The sequence below is a fragment of the Brevundimonas sp. P2_A6 genome (genome assembly GCF_056404975.1).
In genome coordinates this window covers 39277-56223 of record NZ_JBFUCZ010000002.1, presented here as the reverse complement: position 1 = coordinate 56223, position 16947 = coordinate 39277, and the positions used below count along the sequence as shown (strand labels likewise).

General features: G+C 68.1%; 18 protein-coding genes. 7 read left to right on the top strand and 11 right to left on the bottom strand.

The features are described from left to right. Nucleotides 1-2: 2 nt before the first annotated feature. Nucleotides 3-1277, top strand: coding sequence for a diaminopimelate decarboxylase (gene lysA / locus AC1DW4_RS05680; RefSeq protein ID WP_477016280.1), 1275 nt, complete (start codon nucleotides 3-5; stop codon nucleotides 1275-1277). Here the strand turns inward: lysA and AC1DW4_RS05675 are convergent. Then, nucleotides 1274-2164 (bottom strand): alpha/beta fold hydrolase, encoded by an 891-nt coding sequence (locus AC1DW4_RS05675; protein ID WP_477016279.1) that lies wholly within the window; start codon nucleotides 2162-2164, stop codon nucleotides 1274-1276. The genes lysA and AC1DW4_RS05675 overlap by 4 nt on opposite strands. A gap of 99 nt (nucleotides 2165-2263) precedes the next feature. Here AC1DW4_RS05675 and AC1DW4_RS05670 point away from each other — a divergent pair, with 99 nt between their 5' ends. Continuing rightward, nucleotides 2264-2770, top strand: a complete 507-nt coding sequence (locus AC1DW4_RS05670; RefSeq protein ID WP_477016278.1) for a hypothetical protein — start codon at nucleotides 2264-2266, stop codon at nucleotides 2768-2770. A 66-nt stretch (nucleotides 2771-2836) separates the two neighbouring features. On the opposite strand, the gene AC1DW4_RS05665 is transcribed toward AC1DW4_RS05670, so the two are convergent. Both AC1DW4_RS05665 and AC1DW4_RS05660 read right to left on the bottom strand, forming a co-directional pair. Continuing rightward, complete coding sequence (locus tag AC1DW4_RS05665) at nucleotides 2837-5014, bottom strand: 3-hydroxyacyl-CoA dehydrogenase NAD-binding domain-containing protein (RefSeq protein ID WP_477016277.1); 2178 nt, start codon at nucleotides 5012-5014, stop codon at nucleotides 2837-2839. A 17-nt stretch (nucleotides 5015-5031) separates the two neighbouring features. Then, nucleotides 5032-6237 (bottom strand): acetyl-CoA C-acetyltransferase, encoded by a 1206-nt coding sequence (locus AC1DW4_RS05660; protein WP_477016276.1) that lies wholly within the window; start codon nucleotides 6235-6237, stop codon nucleotides 5032-5034. Nucleotides 6238-6360: 123 nt separating this feature from the next. Between AC1DW4_RS05660 and AC1DW4_RS05655 the strand changes: the two genes are divergently transcribed. Then, nucleotides 6361-6969, top strand: coding sequence for a CAP domain-containing protein (locus AC1DW4_RS05655; RefSeq protein ID WP_477016275.1), 609 nt, complete (start codon nucleotides 6361-6363; stop codon nucleotides 6967-6969). Between the two features lie 81 nt (nucleotides 6970-7050). Here AC1DW4_RS05655 and AC1DW4_RS05650 read toward each other — a convergent pair whose 3' ends face one another. Beyond that, nucleotides 7051-7554 (bottom strand): YciE/YciF ferroxidase family protein, encoded by a 504-nt coding sequence (locus AC1DW4_RS05650; RefSeq protein ID WP_477016274.1) that lies wholly within the window; start codon nucleotides 7552-7554, stop codon nucleotides 7051-7053. A gap of 79 nt (nucleotides 7555-7633) precedes the next feature. Then, nucleotides 7634-8344 (bottom strand): Crp/Fnr family transcriptional regulator, encoded by a 711-nt coding sequence (locus AC1DW4_RS05645; protein WP_477016273.1) that lies wholly within the window; start codon nucleotides 8342-8344, stop codon nucleotides 7634-7636. Nucleotides 8345-8446: 102 nt separating this feature from the next. Between AC1DW4_RS05645 and AC1DW4_RS05640 the strand changes: the two genes are divergently transcribed. Continuing rightward, complete coding sequence (locus AC1DW4_RS05640) at nucleotides 8447-8644, top strand: hypothetical protein (protein WP_477016272.1); 198 nt, start codon at nucleotides 8447-8449, stop codon at nucleotides 8642-8644. Here the strand turns inward: AC1DW4_RS05640 and thrS are convergent. The 3 genes from thrS to AC1DW4_RS05625 are packed head-to-tail and all read right to left on the bottom strand — an operon-like array spanning nucleotide 8641 to nucleotide 11314. After that, on the bottom strand, nucleotides 8641-10560 hold the full coding sequence (gene thrS, locus AC1DW4_RS05635) for a threonine--tRNA ligase (protein WP_477016271.1): 1920 nt from the start codon (nucleotides 10558-10560) through the stop codon (nucleotides 8641-8643). The two genes, AC1DW4_RS05640 and thrS, sit on opposite strands and share 4 nt — an antisense overlap. Nucleotides 10561-10614: 54 nt before the next feature. Next, nucleotides 10615-10854 (bottom strand): membrane protein insertion efficiency factor YidD, encoded by a 240-nt coding sequence (gene yidD, locus AC1DW4_RS05630; RefSeq protein ID WP_477016270.1) that lies wholly within the window; start codon nucleotides 10852-10854, stop codon nucleotides 10615-10617. 4 nt (nucleotides 10855-10858) lie between these two features. After that, nucleotides 10859-11314 (bottom strand): iron-sulfur cluster assembly scaffold protein, encoded by a 456-nt coding sequence (locus tag AC1DW4_RS05625; RefSeq protein WP_477016911.1) that lies wholly within the window; start codon nucleotides 11312-11314, stop codon nucleotides 10859-10861. Nucleotides 11315-11458: 144 nt separating this feature from the next. On the opposite strand from AC1DW4_RS05625, the gene AC1DW4_RS05620 reads away from it, so the two are divergent. Continuing rightward, nucleotides 11459-12034: a DUF4168 domain-containing protein gene (locus AC1DW4_RS05620; protein ID WP_477016269.1), complete on the top strand. Its 576-nt coding sequence runs from the start codon at nucleotides 11459-11461 to the stop codon at nucleotides 12032-12034. Nucleotides 12035-12038: 4 nt separating this feature from the next. Here the strand turns inward: AC1DW4_RS05620 and AC1DW4_RS05615 are convergent, their stop codons facing one another. Continuing rightward, the gene (locus AC1DW4_RS05615; protein WP_477016268.1) at nucleotides 12039-12887 is read right to left on the bottom strand and encodes a tetratricopeptide repeat protein; all 849 of its coding nucleotides are present in this window, start codon (nucleotides 12885-12887) and stop codon (nucleotides 12039-12041) included. Nucleotides 12888-13261: 374 nt separating this feature from the next. Here AC1DW4_RS05615 and AC1DW4_RS05610 point away from each other — a divergent pair, with 374 nt between their 5' ends. After that, entirely contained in the window at nucleotides 13262-14656 is a 1395-nt protein-coding gene (locus AC1DW4_RS05610; RefSeq protein WP_477016267.1) for a leucyl aminopeptidase family protein, read from the top strand. On the opposite strand, the gene AC1DW4_RS05605 is transcribed toward AC1DW4_RS05610, so the two are convergent. Then, on the bottom strand, nucleotides 14623-15123 hold the full coding sequence (locus AC1DW4_RS05605) for a hypothetical protein (protein ID WP_477016266.1): 501 nt from the start codon (nucleotides 15121-15123) through the stop codon (nucleotides 14623-14625). The two genes, AC1DW4_RS05610 and AC1DW4_RS05605, sit on opposite strands and share 34 nt — an antisense overlap. A 143-nt stretch (nucleotides 15124-15266) precedes the next feature. On the opposite strand from AC1DW4_RS05605, the gene AC1DW4_RS05600 reads away from it, so the two are divergent. Then, a complete protein-coding gene (locus tag AC1DW4_RS05600) occupies nucleotides 15267-16043 on the top strand; it encodes a C40 family peptidase (RefSeq protein WP_477016265.1) in 777 nt (258 codons plus the stop codon). Nucleotides 16044-16097: 54 nt separating this feature from the next. On the opposite strand, the gene AC1DW4_RS05595 is transcribed toward AC1DW4_RS05600, so the two are convergent. After that, nucleotides 16098-16823, bottom strand: a complete 726-nt coding sequence (locus AC1DW4_RS05595; RefSeq protein ID WP_477016264.1) for a c-type cytochrome — start codon at nucleotides 16821-16823, stop codon at nucleotides 16098-16100. Nucleotides 16824-16947: the final 124 nt, after the last annotated feature.

The window sequence follows — 16947 nt, the reverse complement described above, 5'->3', positions numbered from 1 at the left end:
CCTTGGATCATTTCGAGCTTCGGGACGGCACCCTTCATGCCGAGGACGTGGCGCTCGACGCCCTGGCGGCCGGGGTCGGGACGCCCGCCTATGTCTATTCGACCGCGACGCTGACGCGGCACTATGGCGTGCTGAGGGATGCCGTGGCCGCGCACCCCCGCGCGTTCGGCGACGCCCTGATCGCCTTCGCGGTGAAGGCGAACTCCAACCTGTCGGTGCTGGCGACCCTGGCCCGGCTGGGGTCGGGGGCGGACACGGTGTCGGAGGGCGAGATCCGGCGGGCGCTGAAGGCGGGTGTCCCTGCGGAAAAGATCATCTTCTCCGGCGTCGGCAAGACGGATGCGGAGCTGGCGTTCGCGCTCGACGCCGGGGTGCGCCAGATCAATGTCGAGAGCCCGGCCGAGCTGGACCGCCTGATCGCCGTCGCGGCCGAGAAGGACGCCTGCCCCGACATCGCCATTCGGGTGAACCCCAAGATCGGCGCGGGCGGCCATGCCAAGATCACCACGGGCGGCGAGGGCGACAAGTTCGGCATTCCGGCGGACGTGGCCCTGGCGCTGTATGCCCGCGCCGCCGCCAGCCCGCATGTGAACCCGGTCGGCCTGGCCTGCCATATCGGCAGCCAGATCATCGACCTGACCCCCCTGGAGGCTGCCTTTCGGTTACTGCGGGAGATGACGCTAGGCCTGCGTGGGCAAGGTCTGTCGGTGACGCGGCTGGACCTCGGCGGCGGTCTGGGCGTGCCCTATTCCGGCGGGGCGGTCACGGCGTCGGTGGCCGACTATGCGGCGATGGCGGCGGGGGTGCTGGAGGGGCTGGAGGTCGAGGCGGCGTTCGAGCCGGGGCGGCTGCTGGCCGCCAATGCGGGGGTGCTGCTGGCGCGCGTCATCCAGGTGACCGAGCGGGCCGATGGTCGGCGGTTCCTGGTGCTGGACGCCGCCATGAACGACCTGGTCCGCCCGGCCATGTACGACGCCTTCCACGAGGTGAAACCCGTCACGCCGCGCGACAGAGACCGGATCGCCTACGATATCGTCGGCCCGGTCTGCGAGACCGGCGACACCTTCGCCCGAGGCCGCGACCTGCCGCCGCTGATGGCGGGAGACCTGGTCGTCTTCACCGGGGCCGGGGCCTATGGGGCGGTCATGTCGAGCGAATACAACAGCCGCCCCCTGGTGCCGGAGGTGCTGGTGGACGGGGCGCGCTGGGCGGTTGTGCGGGGACGGCCGACGTATGACGAGATGCTGGCGCGGGAAGCCTTGGCAGGCTGGCTCTAGCCCAGGAAACGCCCCACCGCCGCCAGGAACCGGCCCGGCTGGTCGATCATCACCATGTGTTCGGCCCCCTCGATGCGTTCGAAGCGGGCGGGGGTGCGCAGGTTGCGGTAGCCGGCCTGAAACAGCCCATCCAGATGCGACCGGGGCGAGGCGTCGTCGGGGCTCCAGCCATAGACCACGGTCACGGGCACGCGGATGTCGGGCAGCCGGTTTCTGAGGTCGGTGGTCATGACCTCGTAGAGGCCCTGGGCCAAGACGGTGCGGTCGCCGCCCTGCCAGCCGACGGCGGAGAAGACACTGTCCGACGCGCCCCCCAACTGGTCGCCCAGGGCCGATCCCTGCATCCGTAAGGCCTCGTCGCCCAGGAACAGCAGGGCCTGATAGGCGATGCGGGCGATCGGCTCGACGTCGCCGACGGTGGCGCCCGGACTGATCAGGGAGGGGAAGAAGGGGGTGGCATCCACCACCATGACCCGTCCGACCTGTCCGCCGCGCCGGTCGCGTCCGGCGTCGGCCGCGGCCCGCAGCGCCACCAGGCCCCCCATCGAATGGCCGATGATCGCGGGGCGATCTAGACGGGCTTCGGCGATGTAGCGGCGGACCTCGGCCGCGACCGGCGCGACCAGGGCACCGTCCGTATTGGCGCCGGCCGGCACATCGCCAAAGCCCCTGATGGAGACGATGTGAACGCGGTGGTCGTTGTCCAGCCGGTCCGCCGTCCTGCGCCAGACCTCGCCCGTCGAGGCCAGGCCGGGGATCAGGATGACGTCGGGGCCGGACCCCTGCGCGGTCACCACGATGCGGTCGGAGGCGAACGGCCGCGTCTGGGCCATGGCCAGACCGGGCAGGGTGAACAGGGCGAGGACCAGCAGGACGAGACGGCGCATGTCGCACCCCTGAACGGCCATCGCGGCATTTGGTTGGCGCTCTTGAAATCCGCGTCGCACAGGCGTGAACTGCACCGGACAATCTCGGGGGAGGGTAGGATGCGAGCGACGTCTCGGTTCGATTACCTGGTCGCGGTCGTGGGGGTCATCGCGATGGCCGGATCGGTGTCGGCTCAGGAGGGGCCGGCACCGCAGGATCTGACGGCCGCAGCGCCGCTGTCCGCCCCTGGCGCGCCCGAATGGTGGGTTTTCTCGCGGTCGGACCAGCGCGGCTATCTGATCGATGTGAACAGCGTCGCCCGAACCGGTGACGAACTGACCGTCAGGATCGCCCGCGTCCCGCGCCAGGCGGATCCGGCGGACTACAGCCACACCGAGGACCTTTTCGGGGTTCGGTGCGCCGCGCGCGAGGCGCACGTCGACATGTCCATGGACGTGCTCGAGGACGGCGAACCGACCGAGGCCTATGCCACGGGCGAGCCGCGGGATGCGATCCGGCCGGGATCGCTGGACGAGGGGGCCCTGCAGATCGCCTGCGAGGATCGTCGTCCGCCCGGTCCGTCATATCCCAGCGTCAAGGCCTGGATCGACGCCGGTCGGCCCTGACACCCGAACGACGAACGGCCCCGGGATCGCGCCCGGGGCCGTCGTCGGATCACACGCCGGGCCGGATCAGGCGGCAGCCTTCTCCCCGGCGAACGTGCCGTAGAAGGTCTCGCCCTTGGCGGCCATGTCGCGCAGCATCTGGGGCACGCGGAAGCGATCGCCGTAACGGTCGGCGTACTCGTCCGCCTGGGCGACGAAGGCTTTGAGCCCGATCTGGTCGATCATGGTGATGGGACCGCCGGTCCAAGGCGCGAAACCCCAGGCCAGGATGGCGCCGACGTCCGCCTCGCGCGGATCGTCGATGACGCCCTCGGCCCAGCATTTGGCGACCTCCACCGCTTGCCGATACAGCAGGCGACGCTTCTGGTCCTCGATCAGCTCAGGCGTCGAGTCCTTGATGGTGACGGTCGCCAGGTCCGACAGGCCGGACCACAGTTTCTTGGGCTTGGTGTCATAGTCGTAGAAGCCCTTGCCGTTCTTGCGGCCATAGCGACCCAGGTCCTCGACCATCTTCCTGACGATCTCGTGGCCCTCGATCGGCACATAGGCGTCGCCCAGATCCTCGGCCGTCTGCTTGGCGATCTTGACCGACAGGTCCAGCGCGACGTCGTCGTGCATCTCCAGCGGGCCGCGCGGCATGCCGGTCATCCGGCCCAGGTTGTCGATTAGGGCGGGGGCGTAGCCTTCCTCCAGCATCGCCAGCCCCTCGGCCACATAGGTGCCGAAGCAGCGCGAGGTGTAGAAGCCGCGGCCGTCGTTGACGACGATCGGGGTCTTCTTGATCTTGATGATGTAGTCCAGCGCCTTGGCGATCGCGGCCGGGCCGGTCTTCTCGCCCAGGATCACCTCGACCAGCATCATCTTGTCGACGGGCGAGAAGAAGTGGATGCCGATGAAGTCCTCTGGCCGCACGGACGCCTCGGCCAGGCCGGTGATCGGCAGGGTCGAGGTGTTGGATCCGAACACGGCACCGGGGGCCAGCTGGGCCTCGGCCCGTTTGGTCACGTCGGCCTTGATCTCGCGGTTCTCGAACACCGCCTCGATCACCAGGTCCGAACCCTTGATCTGGTCGTAGTCGGTGGTGGCGACCACCGAGGCCAGCAGGGCGTCGTATTTGGCCTGGTCGATCTGGCCGCGCGACAGGCGTTTCTTCAGCAGCTCCTCGACGTGCGCCTTGCCCTTGTCGGCGGCGTCCTGATCGCGGTCGATCAGGATCGTCTGGATGCCGGCGAGCGCCTGCACATAGGCGATGCCCGCGCCCATCATGCCCGCGCCGATGACGGTGACCTTCTTGGGGTCCGACTGCGGGATACCGGCGGGGCGCACGGCCCCCTTGTCCAGTTCCTGTTTCGACAGGAACAGCGACCGGATCATGCCCTGGGCCTGGGGCGTCATCAGGGTCTTGATGAAATAGCGGGTCTCGATCCGCAGGGCCGCGTCCATCGGCACCTGGATGCCCTCATAGACCGCCTTCATCAGGTTGGTGACGGCCGGATAGTTGCCGTAGGACTGCTTGCGGATCATCGCATTGCCGACCAGGAAGTTCTGGATGCCGGCCGGGTGATAGGGGCCGCCGCCGGGCTGTTTGAAGTCCTTCGCATCCCAAGGCTGCACAGCCTTGCCGCCGTTTTTGATCCAGGCCTTGGCGGCCTCGACCTCGGTGCCGGCGGGCACGACCTCATGCACCACGCCCGCGCCCTTGGCGTCGTTCGGACGCCAGGAGGAGCCGCTGCTCATGGCCGTCATCGCCGCCTGCACGCCGATCAGGCGCGTCAGCCGCTGGGTGCCGCCGCCGCCGGGGAACAGCCCGACCTTTATCTCCGGCAGGCCCAGCTGGATCTTGGGGCTGTCGCCGACCACGCGGTAGTGACAGGCCAGGGTGACCTCCAGCCCGCCGCCGAGCGCCAGGCCGTTGATCGCGGCCGCCACCGGCTTGCCGCAGGTTTCCAGCGCCCGCAGCGAGCCGTTCATCTTCCAGCCCGCGTCGAAGGCGGCCTGAAGATCGCCCGAGCCGGACAGCATGCCCGACGCCATGTCGCCCAGGTCCGCCCCGGCGCAGAAGCCCGACGCCTTGCCCGAGGTGATGACCGCGCCCTTGATGGCGTCGTCGGACTTGATGCGCTCGACCAGTTGCGGCAGCTCGTTCATGACCTTGCCGGTCAGGGTGTTCATCGAACGGCCCGGCACGTCGAAGGTGATGAGCGCGATGCCGTCGGCGTCGACGTCGATCTTGAAGTTTTCCATGGTGCTCGTTCCTCGGATCAGACGCGTTCGATGACGGTGGCGGTACCCATGCCGCCGCCGATGCACAGGGTGATCAGGGCGGTCTCCTTGCCGGAGCGTTCCAGCTCGTCCAGGGCGATGCCGGTGATCATGGCGCCGGTGGCCCCCAGGGGGTGGCCCATGGAGATGCCGCCGCCGTTCACATTCATCTTGTCGTGCGGGATATCCAGCGCCTGCATGTAGCGCAGGACGACGGCGGCGAAGGCCTCGTTCAGCTCCCACACGTCGATGTCGGCGACCGTCATGCCTAGCTTGTTCAGCAGTTTCTGCGTCACGAACTCGGGACCCGTCAGCATGATGGAAGGCTCCGACCCGATCGAGGCGGCGCCCTTGATGCGGGCGCGCGGCTTCAGGCCCAGGGCCTTGCCGGCCTCGAGGCTGCCGATCAGGACGCCGGCCGAGCCGTCGACGATGCCGGACGAGTTGCCGGGCGTGTGGACGTGGTTGACGCGCTCCACCTCGGGGTAGCGCTGGTTGATCACGGCGTCGAAGGCCATCTCGCCCATCATGGCGAAGGACGGGTTCAGTCCGCCCAGCGACTGCATGTCCGTGTTCGGACGGATCGTCTCGTCACGGTCCAGCTGGACCAGGCCCAGCTGGTTCTTCACCGGGATGACGGACTTCGAGAAGTTGCCGGCGGCCCAGGCGGCGGCGGCGCGCTTGTGCGATTCCATCGAATAGGCGTCCACGTCGTCACGGCTGAAGCCGTATTTCGACGCGATCATGTCGGCCGAGACGCCCTGGGGCACGAAATAGGTCGGAAAGGCGCTGGACGGATCGACTGGCCAGGCGCCGCCGTCCGAACCCATGGGCACGCGGCTCATCGCCTCGACACCGCCGCCGACCGCGAAGTCGGCCTCGCCGGACTTCACCTTGGCCGCCGCCATGTTCACGGCTTCGAGCCCCGAGGCGCAGAAGCGGTTGATCTGCACGCCGGCCACGGTCTGGGCCCAGCCGGCCGACAGCACGGCCGTGCGGGCGATGTCCGCCCCCTGTTCGCCGACGGGCGAGACACAGCCCAGGATGACGTCATCGACCTTGGACGTGTCCAGGCCATTGCGGTCACGCAGGGCCTCCAGCACCTGGGTCGCCAGGCTGAGGCCCGTGATCTCGTGCAGAGACCCGTCCTTCTTGCCCTTGCCGCGCGGGGTCCGCACGGCGTCGTAGATATAGGCCTCGGTCATCGGGAAGGTCTCCAAAGAGGACGGTTTCGACGCTCGGCGTCACAAACCCTACGTTTACGTCAACGTCAAGATAAGAGTTGAGCCGCCTTGGAACAGCCCCCATCCCGAGGGATTTCTGTGCCGATGAACACCCGAAGCCTTCTCGCCGCAATCGCCCTCGCCATCACGATTCCGGTGTCCGCCTGTGCCCAGTCCTTTGTGCCTCGCGCGGCGATGGATGAACCGGTCTGGGTCCAACCCGCATCGGAACAGGCGCGCACGCTGCGTCCGACCGCTCCCGCCGACGACGGTCGCCCCTCCACCGACTTCGAGCGGCGGGTGCTGGAAGCACACAACATCGAGCGCGCCCGGATGCGGACCGATGCCCTGATCTGGAGCGAGGCCCTGGAAGCAGAGGCGCGCGGCTGGGCCGAGGAACTGATCGCCAGCGACCGCTTCGCCCATGACCCGCGCCCGCACGGCCACGGCGAAAACCTGTGGATGGGGTGGGGCGATCGCGTCTTCCAGCCGGAGGATATGGTCGGTGACTGGATTGTGGAGCGCAGCCTATATCGGCCCGGCGTCTTTCCGAACGTCAGCCGGACCGGCGACTGGGTCGCCGTGGGTCACTACACGCAACTGATCTGGCGCGGGACCACGCACGTCGGATGCGCCCTGGCGTCACGGGGCGATCGGTCGATCCTGGCCTGTCGCTACTCACCGCCGGGCAACATCGACGGCCAGCGTCCCTGATCGCGACACCCCGCTGAATCGGAAAAGCCGACGGGATCGCACCCGTCGGCTTGCCTTCATGGCAGCCTGACTGCTTGAGGATCAGGCCGCTTCGGCCTGCATCGCTTCCGCGTTGACGGCAGCATCGGCGATGGAGGTCAGGTCCTCGTCGGTCTGCGATTCTTCCTGCAGGGTTTCGTCCAGCAGCTTGGCCGCGTCGTCCAGACCCAGCACCAGGGCCCAGCGCTTCAGCGTGCCGTAGCGGGTGATCTCATAGTGTTCGACGGCCTGGGCCGCCGCCAGCAGGCCGGCGTCGAGGGCGGCCGTGCCCTTGTATTCCTCGGCGATCTCGTCGCCCTCGGCCAGGATGCCTTCGATGGCGTCGCAGGTCTTGCCGCGCGCGGGCTTGCCGATGATCTCGAACACCTGCTGCAGGCGTTCGATCTGGCCTTCTGTCTGGCCCTTGTGCTTCTCGAAGGCCGCCTTCAGCTCGGGCGACTGGGCCGCGCGCTGCATCTTGGGCAGAGACTTCAGGATCTTGCGCTCGGCGTAATAGATGTCCTTGAGCGTATCGTGGAACAGGGTGTCGAGGGTCTTGTCGACCATGGGGTAGCTCCTTCCGGGGGGTGAGCCAGTAGAAACCGCTCCGAGAAGGCCGGTTCCTATGTCGCCGAGGCGACTCCCGTCAGGTCCTGGGCGCTTCGTAGAGCGCGTCCAGCCGGGGTTTCAGCATGCGGTAGCACTCGCACGCCGCCGCCTCGAGACCAGGCCGGTCGATGATGCGGATGATGCCGCGGTTGTACGACACGAGCTTCCTGCGCTTCAGCTGCGACGCCGCCTCGCTGACCGTCGAGCGGCGGGCGCCGATCAGGCGAGCCAGTTCCTCCTGGCGGAAGGTCATGACGTCCTTGGGCGACAGGTCATCGGCGGTCAGGAACCAGCGCGCGATGCGGTCGGGCACGGGGTGTTCTGCGTTGCAGGCCGCCGCCTGGGCGGCCTGGGCCTGATACAGGTCGGTCAAGGCGAGAAGCCGCTCCATGACGTGAAGGCGCTCGGACGCCAGGGCCCGCAAGGCCGTGGCGCTCGCGACATAGGCCTCTCCCGAGGAGCGGCAGGCAATCTCCCATCCGCATCTCAGGTTCGCCATGAAGGGGGCCAGGCCCGTCAGGCCCTCATTGCCGATGACCGCCGTCTCGATGGCACTGCCGTCCGAGAAACGCACCAGATTCGCGAACTGCGCATCGATCGGGAAATGGACGTGATCGACCGGCGCGCCCTGAGCCACCACGATCTGATCCACGGTCAAGGACACGCGGCGCAACAGTGGACGAAGCGCGGCCGCCTCGTCCGGGGCCAGGCTGTCGATAAAGCGGTTTTCGGCACGGTCCGACATCATTCAATCGCAACGCTTGAGGTCCAGCTTCCGATCCCTGTGTGCGGCACCGGGCATAGCCTGAGCGAACGACGTGCTAGTTCATGGTCTGTTCGGGAGCTGGCCGTGCCGACCTATTTCTGTTTCATCGAGCGCGACATCATGGGCACGCCGCACATAGAGGCCCTCGACGCCGAGAGCGAGAACGAGGCGCGCGCCCAGGCCGAGGCCCTGCTGCGAACCCACGCCAGCGGGATCGCGGCCCATATCCTGCTCGACGAGGTCCGCATCGCCACCATCCGTCGGCTGAAGGACGATCGCTAGCGAATGTCCGGCGGCGTCGCTTCCTCGGTCAGGATGCGGATGGCCTCTTCCACGCTGACCACGGTCTGGGCCTGGGAGCCCAGGCGGCGGATGGCGACCTCGCCTTTTTCGGCCTCGTTCCTGCCGACCACGGCGATCACCGGGACCTTGGCGACCGAGTGTTCGCGCACCTTGTAGCCGACCTTTTCGTTCCTCAGATCGGTCTCGACGCGCAGGCCCGCCGCCTTGAACCGGGCGGCGACCTCATGGGCATAGTCGTCGGCGTCCGAGGTGATCGTGGCGACCACCGCTTGCACGGGCGCGAGCCACAGCGGGAAGGCCCCGGCGTAGTTCTCGATCATGATGCCGATGAACCGCTCGAAGCTGCCCAGGATGGCGCGGTGGAGCATCACGGGCCGATGCTTCTGCCCGTCCTCGCCGATGTATTCGGCGTTCAGTCGCTCGGGCAGGACGTAGTCGAGCTGCAGCGTGCCGCAGGTCCATTCGCGGCCGATGGCGTCCTTGACCACGAAATCCAGCTTGGGCGCATAGAAGGCCCCGTCGCCCTCGGCGATGACCGGATCGACGCCGGCCAGGCGCGCGGCCTCGCCCAGCATCCCCTCGGCCTTGTCCCAGAACTCATCCGAACCGGCGCGGACCTCGGGGCGGGTGGCCAGGTTGATGTAGGCGGTCTGCATGCCCAGGTCGGAGTGGACGATCTTGGTCAGCTCGATGAACCGGCGCGTCTCGTCGACGATCTGGTCCTCGCGGCAGAAGATGTGGGCGTCGTCCTGGGTGAAGCCGCGCACCCGCATCAGGCCGTGCAGGGCGCCGGACGGCTCATAGCGGTGACAGGCCCCGAACTCGGCCATGCGCAACGGCAGCTCGCGGTAGGACCGCTGGCCGATGCCGAAGATCTGGACGTGGCCCGGGCAGTTCATCGGCTTCAGGGACAGGGTCTCGCCCTCCACCGTCTCGCAGACGAACATGTTCGGCCGGTATTTCTCCCAGTGACCCGAGGCCTCCCAGAATTTGCGGTCCAGCACCTGGGGCGTCTTGACCTCGACGTATCCGGCGGCGTCCAGGCGGCGGCGCATATAGGCCTCGATGACCTGCCACAGCACCCAGCCCTTGGGGTGCCAGAAGACCATGCCGCGGCCCTCTTCCTGCATGTGGAAGAGTTCCATCTGGCGACCCAGCTTCCTGTGATCGCGCTTCTCGGCCTCCTCGATACGCAGCAGATAGGCGTCCAGGTCCTCCTTCGTGGCCCAGGCGGTGCCGTAGATTCGCTGCAGCTGCTCGCGGTTGGAATCGCCGCGCCAGTAGGCACCCGCCAGCTTGGTCAGCTTGAAGGCCTTGCCCACCGACTTGGTCGAGGGGAAGTGCGGCCCCCGGCACAGGTCGATCCAGTCGCCCTGGCGGTACAGGGTGATGGTCTGGTCGCCAGGCAGGTCGCGGATCAGCTCGGCCTTGAACTTTTCGCCACGGGCTTCGAAGAACAGGATGGCCTCGTCGCGGTCCCAGACCTCGCGCTCGAACTTCGCGTCGCGGTCCACGATCCGTGACATCTCCTTTTCGATGGCGGCGAAGTCGTCGGTCGAGAAGGGCGTCTCGCGGTAGAAGTCGTAATAGAATCCGTCCTCGATCGCCGGGCCGATCGTGACCTGGGTGCCGGGGAACAGCGTCTGGACCGCCTCGGCCAGCACGTGGGCCGTGTCGTGGCGGATCGTATAGAGCGCCTCGGGGTCGTCGCGCATGATCAGGCGGAACGATCCGCCCGTCTCCAGCACCCGGTTCAAGTCGCGCTGCTCGCCATTCAGCTCGGCCAGAACGGCCTTCTTGGCCAGCGAGGGCGAGATGGCGTGGGCCACGTCGCGCCCGGTCGATCCGGCCGGATACTCACGCGTCGCGCCGTCGGGGAAGGTCAGCTGGATCATGTCGTCTTCTTGGATTCCACGGGCGGCACCGGATCGTTACCCGACCCGCGCATTCTAGGGTGTCGGCGGGGGCACGGGATCATATCCCGACCCGCCGAACGGGTGGCATTTACAGAGCCGGCGCAAGGTCAGCCACCCCCCCTGTCGAAGACCGTGCTGGATCAGGGCGTCGCGACCATAATCCGAACAGGTCGGCAGGAACCGGCAGGACTGACCGAAGAGGGGGCTGAGCGTCAGCTTGTAACCGCGATGGGCGGCCCGGACGCCGCGCTCGTACAGGGTCGGCTCGGACACGGGGTCAGGCCGCGCCGGCCAGGGGGGTCGGGGTCGCAAGCGCCTGATCGACCGCCTCCAGCGTCGCCTCGATGGCGACCATGGTGGAGGCATGACGGGCGGGATAGTCGGCGACCTGTTTGAGGGCGCGCAGCCCCTCGAACCGTCCCGTCGGGCCTTCGCCATCCGCCTTCAGCATCGTCAGCATGGCGTCGCGGGCCGACTGGATCTCCTGCACGGTCGCGCCGATGACGGCCTCGCCCACGACCCCGGCCGCCGCCTGCCCCAGGGCGCAGGCCTTCACGTCCTGGGCGAACGCGGCGACGCGCCCGTCCGCATCCAGCACGACGTCCACGGTCGCCCGCGACCCGCACAGCCTGGCCACGCGCTCGCCCGTCCCCTGAGGCGCGGACAGCCTGCCCGCATGGGGCAGATTGGCCGCCAGGGTCAGGATTTTCGCGCTGTAGAGATCGTCGATCATCGCCCCGATATAGGCGCGGCGACGGGCGCGGTGAAGGCACCCGATCACGGGCAGTTCAGGCGGAGTGATTTGTCAGCGGAACGTTTGACGCATAGCGTTCATTCTTCCCCGACGCTTACGTCTCATTGCCTACAAGGATATCGCATGCGCCTGACCCTGATCGCCGCCGTTTCCGCCGCCGCCCTGCTGGGCACCGCCGCACAGGCGTCGTCAGTCGCGCCGCTGACGACCGTCGCCCAGGCCACTGAATATTCCGATGCCCAGCTTCAGGCCTTCAGCACGGCCATGACGGCGGTGCGCGCGGCCGCACCGACGGACGGCAGCGCGCCGAACGCGGAACAGCAGGCAGCCATGGCCACGGCGGTCTCGTCGTCCGGCATGGACATCACGGCCTTCAACGCCCTGGCGACCGCCGTCTCGACCGACGAGGTCCTTCAGGCGCGCCTGGCTGTCCTGGCCACGCCGGAATCGCCCGCCGGTTCGGTCGCGGCCTCCGTGACCGACGCCGAAGTGGCCCAATTCGCCGCGGCCATGGTTCAGGTGCGGGCGGCCGCGCCGACGGACGGCTCGGCACCGACGACGGAACAACAGGCCGCCATGGCGTCTGCGGTGTCCGCCTCGGGTCTGGCGCTGGACCGCTTCAACGCCATCGCCCAGGCGGTGTCCTCGGACGAACGCCTGCGCGCGCGCCTCGAACTGGCGGATGCCAAGGCCGGCTGAGACCCTAGTTACTCTGCAGGGACGACCAGGTGCGGGCCGAGGCCAGGGCCGTCGTCTCTGCGGACGCTGGAGCCTGGGCCGCCGCCGTCTGGCTGCGCAGCCATTGCAGGTTCCGTTCGGCGGATTCGGGCGGGAGCTCGCGGCGGATGATCTGCTCGGCCTCGCCCGTCTTGCCCTGGAGCCCCAGCGCCATGGCCAGATTCAGTCGCATCTTCTGTGTGGCCCCGGGCTGGGCGACCGCCCGGCGGAGCAAGATTTCGGCCTCCGGCGCGCTGCCGCTGGTCACCAAGGCCATCGCTGCATTGGTCAGGACCTCGGGGTTGTCCGGCGACAGCGTCAGAGCCGCGTTCCATGCCTCGCGCGCATCCGCGGTCCGGCTGACCTGCTGATAGGCGACACCCAGCAGGGACAGAGGCCGCCAGTCCCGCGGCGCCGCCGCACGGGCCTGCTCCAGCGGCGCGATGCCGTAGAAGGCCTGACCCCGTGCGATCTGGGCGCGCCCGATCTCCAGCATGGCTTCGATGTTGCCGGGCTGGGTCACCAGCACCTGCTGGCCGATGGCTGCCGCCTGATCGTACTGGCCCATCTGACGCAGCGCTTCGGCCAGCTTCGGCCCGGCCTCCGGATCAGCCGGGTTGACCTCCATCTCGCGGGACCAGAAGACGGATCGGGCCAGGGGATCGAGGCGCCCGTAGGTCGCGCGCTCTTCGGCCGACGCGGGCTGTCGGGCAGGGGTGGAGGCCACGGTCGAGACGTTTGAAGACTGCGCGGCGGCTCCGGTCGCGATCGAACCCCCGGCGGCGAGGCTCAATAGGGCGAGAGCGGCTGACGCGGCGGCCCGGGTGCGTGGCATGAGGCGGTCCTGCGGATATCGACCGGTCCAGAATCGCCTGTTGATCTCAAGCATTGGTTAACGTTCGGCCGACGTCTTGCACGCGGCCGTTATGAGAAGCCGATCAGGCCAGGGCCAGCCTCCAGACCTCGAGGGCACCCAGAAGCACGACGCCGAGGAAGACGGTCCGGTTTTTGCGATGCAGGAACGTCAGCACTTCGCCAAAAATCATTTCGCACCTCCTGTGAAAAGACGTCACCGTCGGCCTCGCTCCGCAACCGCCGTGCGGATTTTCCAGGAAGGCCCAGCTTTTCGGGGTCCGGCTGCCGGGAAAAATGGCCGAGAAATCGGATGTTCCGCCTAGTGCTGCGGGCTGCTTGGGCTAGCATCGGGCCATGTCCAACCCATCGCTCGATCTCATCGTCCCCTCGCAGTTGCCCGAAGCGGCCGATGCGACGCCCATTCGGTTCGTCGGTCCATCGGAGGCGATCGCTGCTGACGGCCGGGCCTGGGCGCAGCGAACCGGCTTTACCGGAAAGTCCGGACAGATCGTACTCGTGCCCGGACCTGACGGGACCCTCGATCACGTGCTGATCGGAACGGGCAAGGCGTTCGATCCCATGAGCGCGCGCGCCCTGTCGGCCAAGCTGGCGGCGGGTCTGTATCGTCTGGACGTCGAAGCCGAAGACGCGCGCGCGGCGGCCCTGGCCTTCCTCCTCGGCGCCTATCGGTTCGACCGCTACAAGCCGCGAAAGGATGAGGGCAGGGTCCGGTTGGTCGCCCCGGAGGGATTCGATGCCGTCGAGGCCGGCCGAATCGCGGCGGCCTGCGCCCTGGCGCGAGAGATGGTCGATACGCCCGCCGCCGACATGGGCCCCCTGCAGATGGAAACCATCGCGCGCGAGATCGCCGAGGCGCACGGGGCCGCGATCTCGGTCGTGACGGGCGATGCCTTGCTGGAGGAAAACTATCCGGCCGTCCACGCCGTGGGGCGGGCCGCGGCCCCACACCGCGCGCCCCGCATCATCGAGATCGGCTGGCAGATGGACCGCGTCGATCGACCGCTGATCGCCCTGGTCGGAAAGGGCGTGGCGTTCGATTCGGGTGGGCTGGACATCAAGTCCGCCGCAGGCATGCGGAACATGAAAAAGGACATGGGCGGCGCGGCCCATGTGCTGGCCTTGTCGCGGCTGCTCATGTTGGCGGGCCTGGACGTGCGGCTGGTCGTTCTGGTCGCGGCGGTCGAGAACGCGATTTCGGCGGACGCCTTCCGGCCCGGCGATGTGTTGAACAGTCGCAAGGGCTTGACCATCGAGATCGGCAATACCGATGCCGAGGGGCGCCTGATCCTGGCCGACGCCCTGACGCGGGCCGGCGAGCACGAACCGGATCTGACGCTGGATTTCGCCACCCTGACCGGCGCGGCGCGTGTGGCCCTGGGGCCGGAACTGCCACCTCTCTACACCGATGACGAGGCGTTGGCGGCGGACTTTCTGGCAGCATCCACCGCCGTTCGCGACCCCCTCTGGCGCATGCCGCTGTGGCCCGGCTATCGCGCCGCGATCGACAGTGACATCGCCGATGTCCGCAACGACTCCGCCGCCTGGGCCCAGGGGGGATCGATCACCGCCGCGCTCTTCCTGCAGAAATTCGCGCCGACGACCGGGGCCTGGGCCCACCTGGACGTCTTCGCCTGGAACAGTCGCAACCGTCCCGGACACCCCGAGGGCGGAGAGGCGCAGGGGCTGCGCGCCGCCTATGCGATGCTGAAGGCGCGATACGGCGAATAGGCCGCCCAAGTCTGACCCTCGTCGTCGGCACTCTTCTCGCTCTGCCGACGGTGGCGTCTGATGGCGCGACGGGCGCTGGCCACCCGGCGCCTCGCGATCCGAGCCACCTCGGCCGACACCACAGTCGCCCGACCCCGGATCGCGCGCAGTCCATTGGTCGCCAGGATGGCGGCCGTTATCAGCAGGGCGTCCACGAACACCCCGACGTCGAACATGGCGAACCAGACCAATGTGTCCGGCAGCATGAAGCCGAACAGACGCACGCCCGCCGTCTCGAACAGCAGCAGGAGCACGAGGCCCAGTATCGCCAAAAGGCCATAGAAGACGGCCTTGCCGCGCCGAATCCGGTTCAATCGCGCGGCCGGCGCTTCAATCAGCCAGCGACGCAGGCCGCGACCGATCTGGGTCTGCGGAAACCCCAACAGGACGGCGACGATCGCCGCCAGACATCCCACCAACAGCGACATGAGCCCTCCACCTGCCTGTTCAAGGACATGGCGTGGACGGACAGGCATTCAAGGTGATTTGCATTAACGGGACTTTCGCCTTCGTCCTGCAAAAGGGTGAGCCAACCGTCAGGGCTTCGCGTTTGAACGACCCCGTTTCCACCTTGGATCCAGCCACCACGCTGGCCCGGCCCGATCTGGCCGCGCTGGCGCTGGAGGGCTGCGTGCGGGCGGAGACCTATCGCGCGACGGAGCCGATGCGCTGCGTTCAGCCGGTCGCCGAAATCCACGCCGAGGCCTCATCGATGTCGGAGTGCATCGATCAGCTGTTGTTCGGAGAACTGTTCGACGTTCTGGACCGCAAGGGCGGTCGGGCCTGGGGTCAGGCGCGGCGCGACGGCACGGTAGGATGGATCGATACGGCGGCCCTGGGTCCGGCGTCCGGGCTTCCGACGCACCGGATCGCGACTGTCGATGCAGAACTGCCCCTGAACGCGCTGGTCAACGCCCGTGACGATGCGGCGGCCGGTGGGGTCCAGATCGGCGCTTTCGAAGACGAGCCCGTGGTTGTGGCCGAGGCCCTGCTGGGCGTGCCACATGCCCTTGGCGCGCGGTCGTCGGTATCGACAGACTGTTCGGGGCTGGTTCAGCAGGCGCTGCTGGCCTGCGGACGCGCCGGACCGCGTCGGGCGCACGAGCAGGCCGAGCTGGGTTGCGGCGTCTCGCAAGCCGAGGCCCGGCGCGGCGATATCGTCGTGTGGCTCAATCACAAGCCCGGACAGAGCTGGACCGGCCATTCGGCCTTCATGCTTGATGCGGATCGCGTGCTGCACGCGACGGGCCACCATGGGGCCGTCGTTATCGAAGCGTTTGCGCACGCCAATGCCCGCTATCTGATCGACGGGTTCCAGCCCGCCGTGTTCCGCCGCCTCAACCCCTGAACGCAAACAGGCGGCCCGCAGGCCGCCTGTCCGAAGTCTGAAAAGATCGACCGATCAGTCGTTCGACGGCGCGCTGTCGGCGGCCGGAGGCGCGGCGGGCGTCTCCTGGACCGGCGCGGCACCGACGGCACCGTCGGTCGGGGCAGGGGCACCGGCCCCCTCCACGGCGGCGGCACCCTCCGCAGGCGCGGCGCCCTCAGCCGGGGCGACCGCACCCGGCTGGCGGGTCGGATCGGGCGCGGGGATCGCATAGCCGGGCGAACCCTGGCTGCGAAGATAGGCGATCAGGTTCACGCGAGCAGCCGTGTCACGCAGTCCGGCGAACGACATCTTGGTGCCGGGCACGTATTTCTGAGGCGCGGTGATGAAGTGGTTCAGGGCGTCCAGCGACCAGGTCGCGTCGACCGAGGTGTGGCCCTTCATCGCGTCGGAGTAGGCGAAGCCCGCATGGCTGGCGACGGGGCGGCCGACGACGCCCCACAGGTTCGGACCTGTGCCGTTCGGCCCGCCCGAAGCGACGTTGTGGCAACCCTGGCAGCGCGAGAAGGCGGCCTCGCCGGCGGCCAGATCGGCCGTAGGCAGAAGCGTGCCCCAGTCCGGCTGCAGCTCGACTTCCTCTGCTCCGCCCTCGGCCTCTTCCGGCGCGTTGACGGCATAGCCGGCCTTTTCAGGGGCCTTGGTCGTATAGACCGCCTGCGAAACCTGCTGGACCATCAGGATGGCGAACGCCGTCGCCAGGCCCGCACCGAAAATCTTGTTCAACTTCAGATCGCCGCTCATCGCGTCGTCGCATCCCGTCTTCTAGAGGCCCATTGCAATGCAGCAATCCGGGCGAATTTCTTGCGTGGGGGTCTCTGACACGCTAGCGCCGCCTTCGCAACCGGCGCAGGCCTTCTGAGCAGGC

What these genes read in the sequence shown, in the direction of transcription:
- AC1DW4_RS05665 (WP_477016277.1), bottom strand. Translation starts at nt 5,014, where the DNA reads ATGGAAAACTTCAAGATCGACGTCGACGCCGACGGCATCGCGCTCATC.
- AC1DW4_RS05645 (WP_477016273.1), bottom strand. Translation starts at nt 8,344, where the DNA reads ATGATGTCGGACCGTGCCGAAAACCGCTTTATCGACAGCCTGGCCCCG.
- AC1DW4_RS05610 (WP_477016267.1), top strand. Translation starts at nt 13,262, where the DNA reads ATGTCCAACCCATCGCTCGATCTCATCGTCCCCTCGCAGTTGCCCGAA.
- AC1DW4_RS05605 (WP_477016266.1), bottom strand. Translation starts at nt 15,123, where the DNA reads ATGTCGCTGTTGGTGGGATGTCTGGCGGCGATCGTCGCCGTCCTGTTG.
- AC1DW4_RS05655 (WP_477016275.1), top strand. Translation starts at nt 6,361, where the DNA reads ATGAACACCCGAAGCCTTCTCGCCGCAATCGCCCTCGCCATCACGATT.
- AC1DW4_RS05625 (WP_477016911.1), bottom strand. Translation starts at nt 11,314, where the DNA reads ATGATCGACGATCTCTACAGCGCGAAAATCCTGACCCTGGCGGCCAAT.
- AC1DW4_RS05595 (WP_477016264.1), bottom strand. Translation starts at nt 16,823, where the DNA reads ATGAGCGGCGATCTGAAGTTGAACAAGATTTTCGGTGCGGGCCTGGCG.
- AC1DW4_RS05675 (WP_477016279.1), bottom strand. Translation starts at nt 2,164, where the DNA reads ATGCGCCGTCTCGTCCTGCTGGTCCTCGCCCTGTTCACCCTGCCCGGT.
- thrS (WP_477016271.1), bottom strand. Translation starts at nt 10,560, where the DNA reads ATGATCCAGCTGACCTTCCCCGACGGCGCGACGCGTGAGTATCCGGCC.
- AC1DW4_RS05660 (WP_477016276.1), bottom strand. Translation starts at nt 6,237, where the DNA reads ATGACCGAGGCCTATATCTACGACGCCGTGCGGACCCCGCGCGGCAAG.
- AC1DW4_RS05620 (WP_477016269.1), top strand. Translation starts at nt 11,459, where the DNA reads ATGCGCCTGACCCTGATCGCCGCCGTTTCCGCCGCCGCCCTGCTGGGC.
- AC1DW4_RS05650 (WP_477016274.1), bottom strand. Translation starts at nt 7,554, where the DNA reads ATGGTCGACAAGACCCTCGACACCCTGTTCCACGATACGCTCAAGGAC.
- AC1DW4_RS05615 (WP_477016268.1), bottom strand. Translation starts at nt 12,887, where the DNA reads ATGCCACGCACCCGGGCCGCCGCGTCAGCCGCTCTCGCCCTATTGAGC.
- AC1DW4_RS05670 (WP_477016278.1), top strand. Translation starts at nt 2,264, where the DNA reads ATGCGAGCGACGTCTCGGTTCGATTACCTGGTCGCGGTCGTGGGGGTC.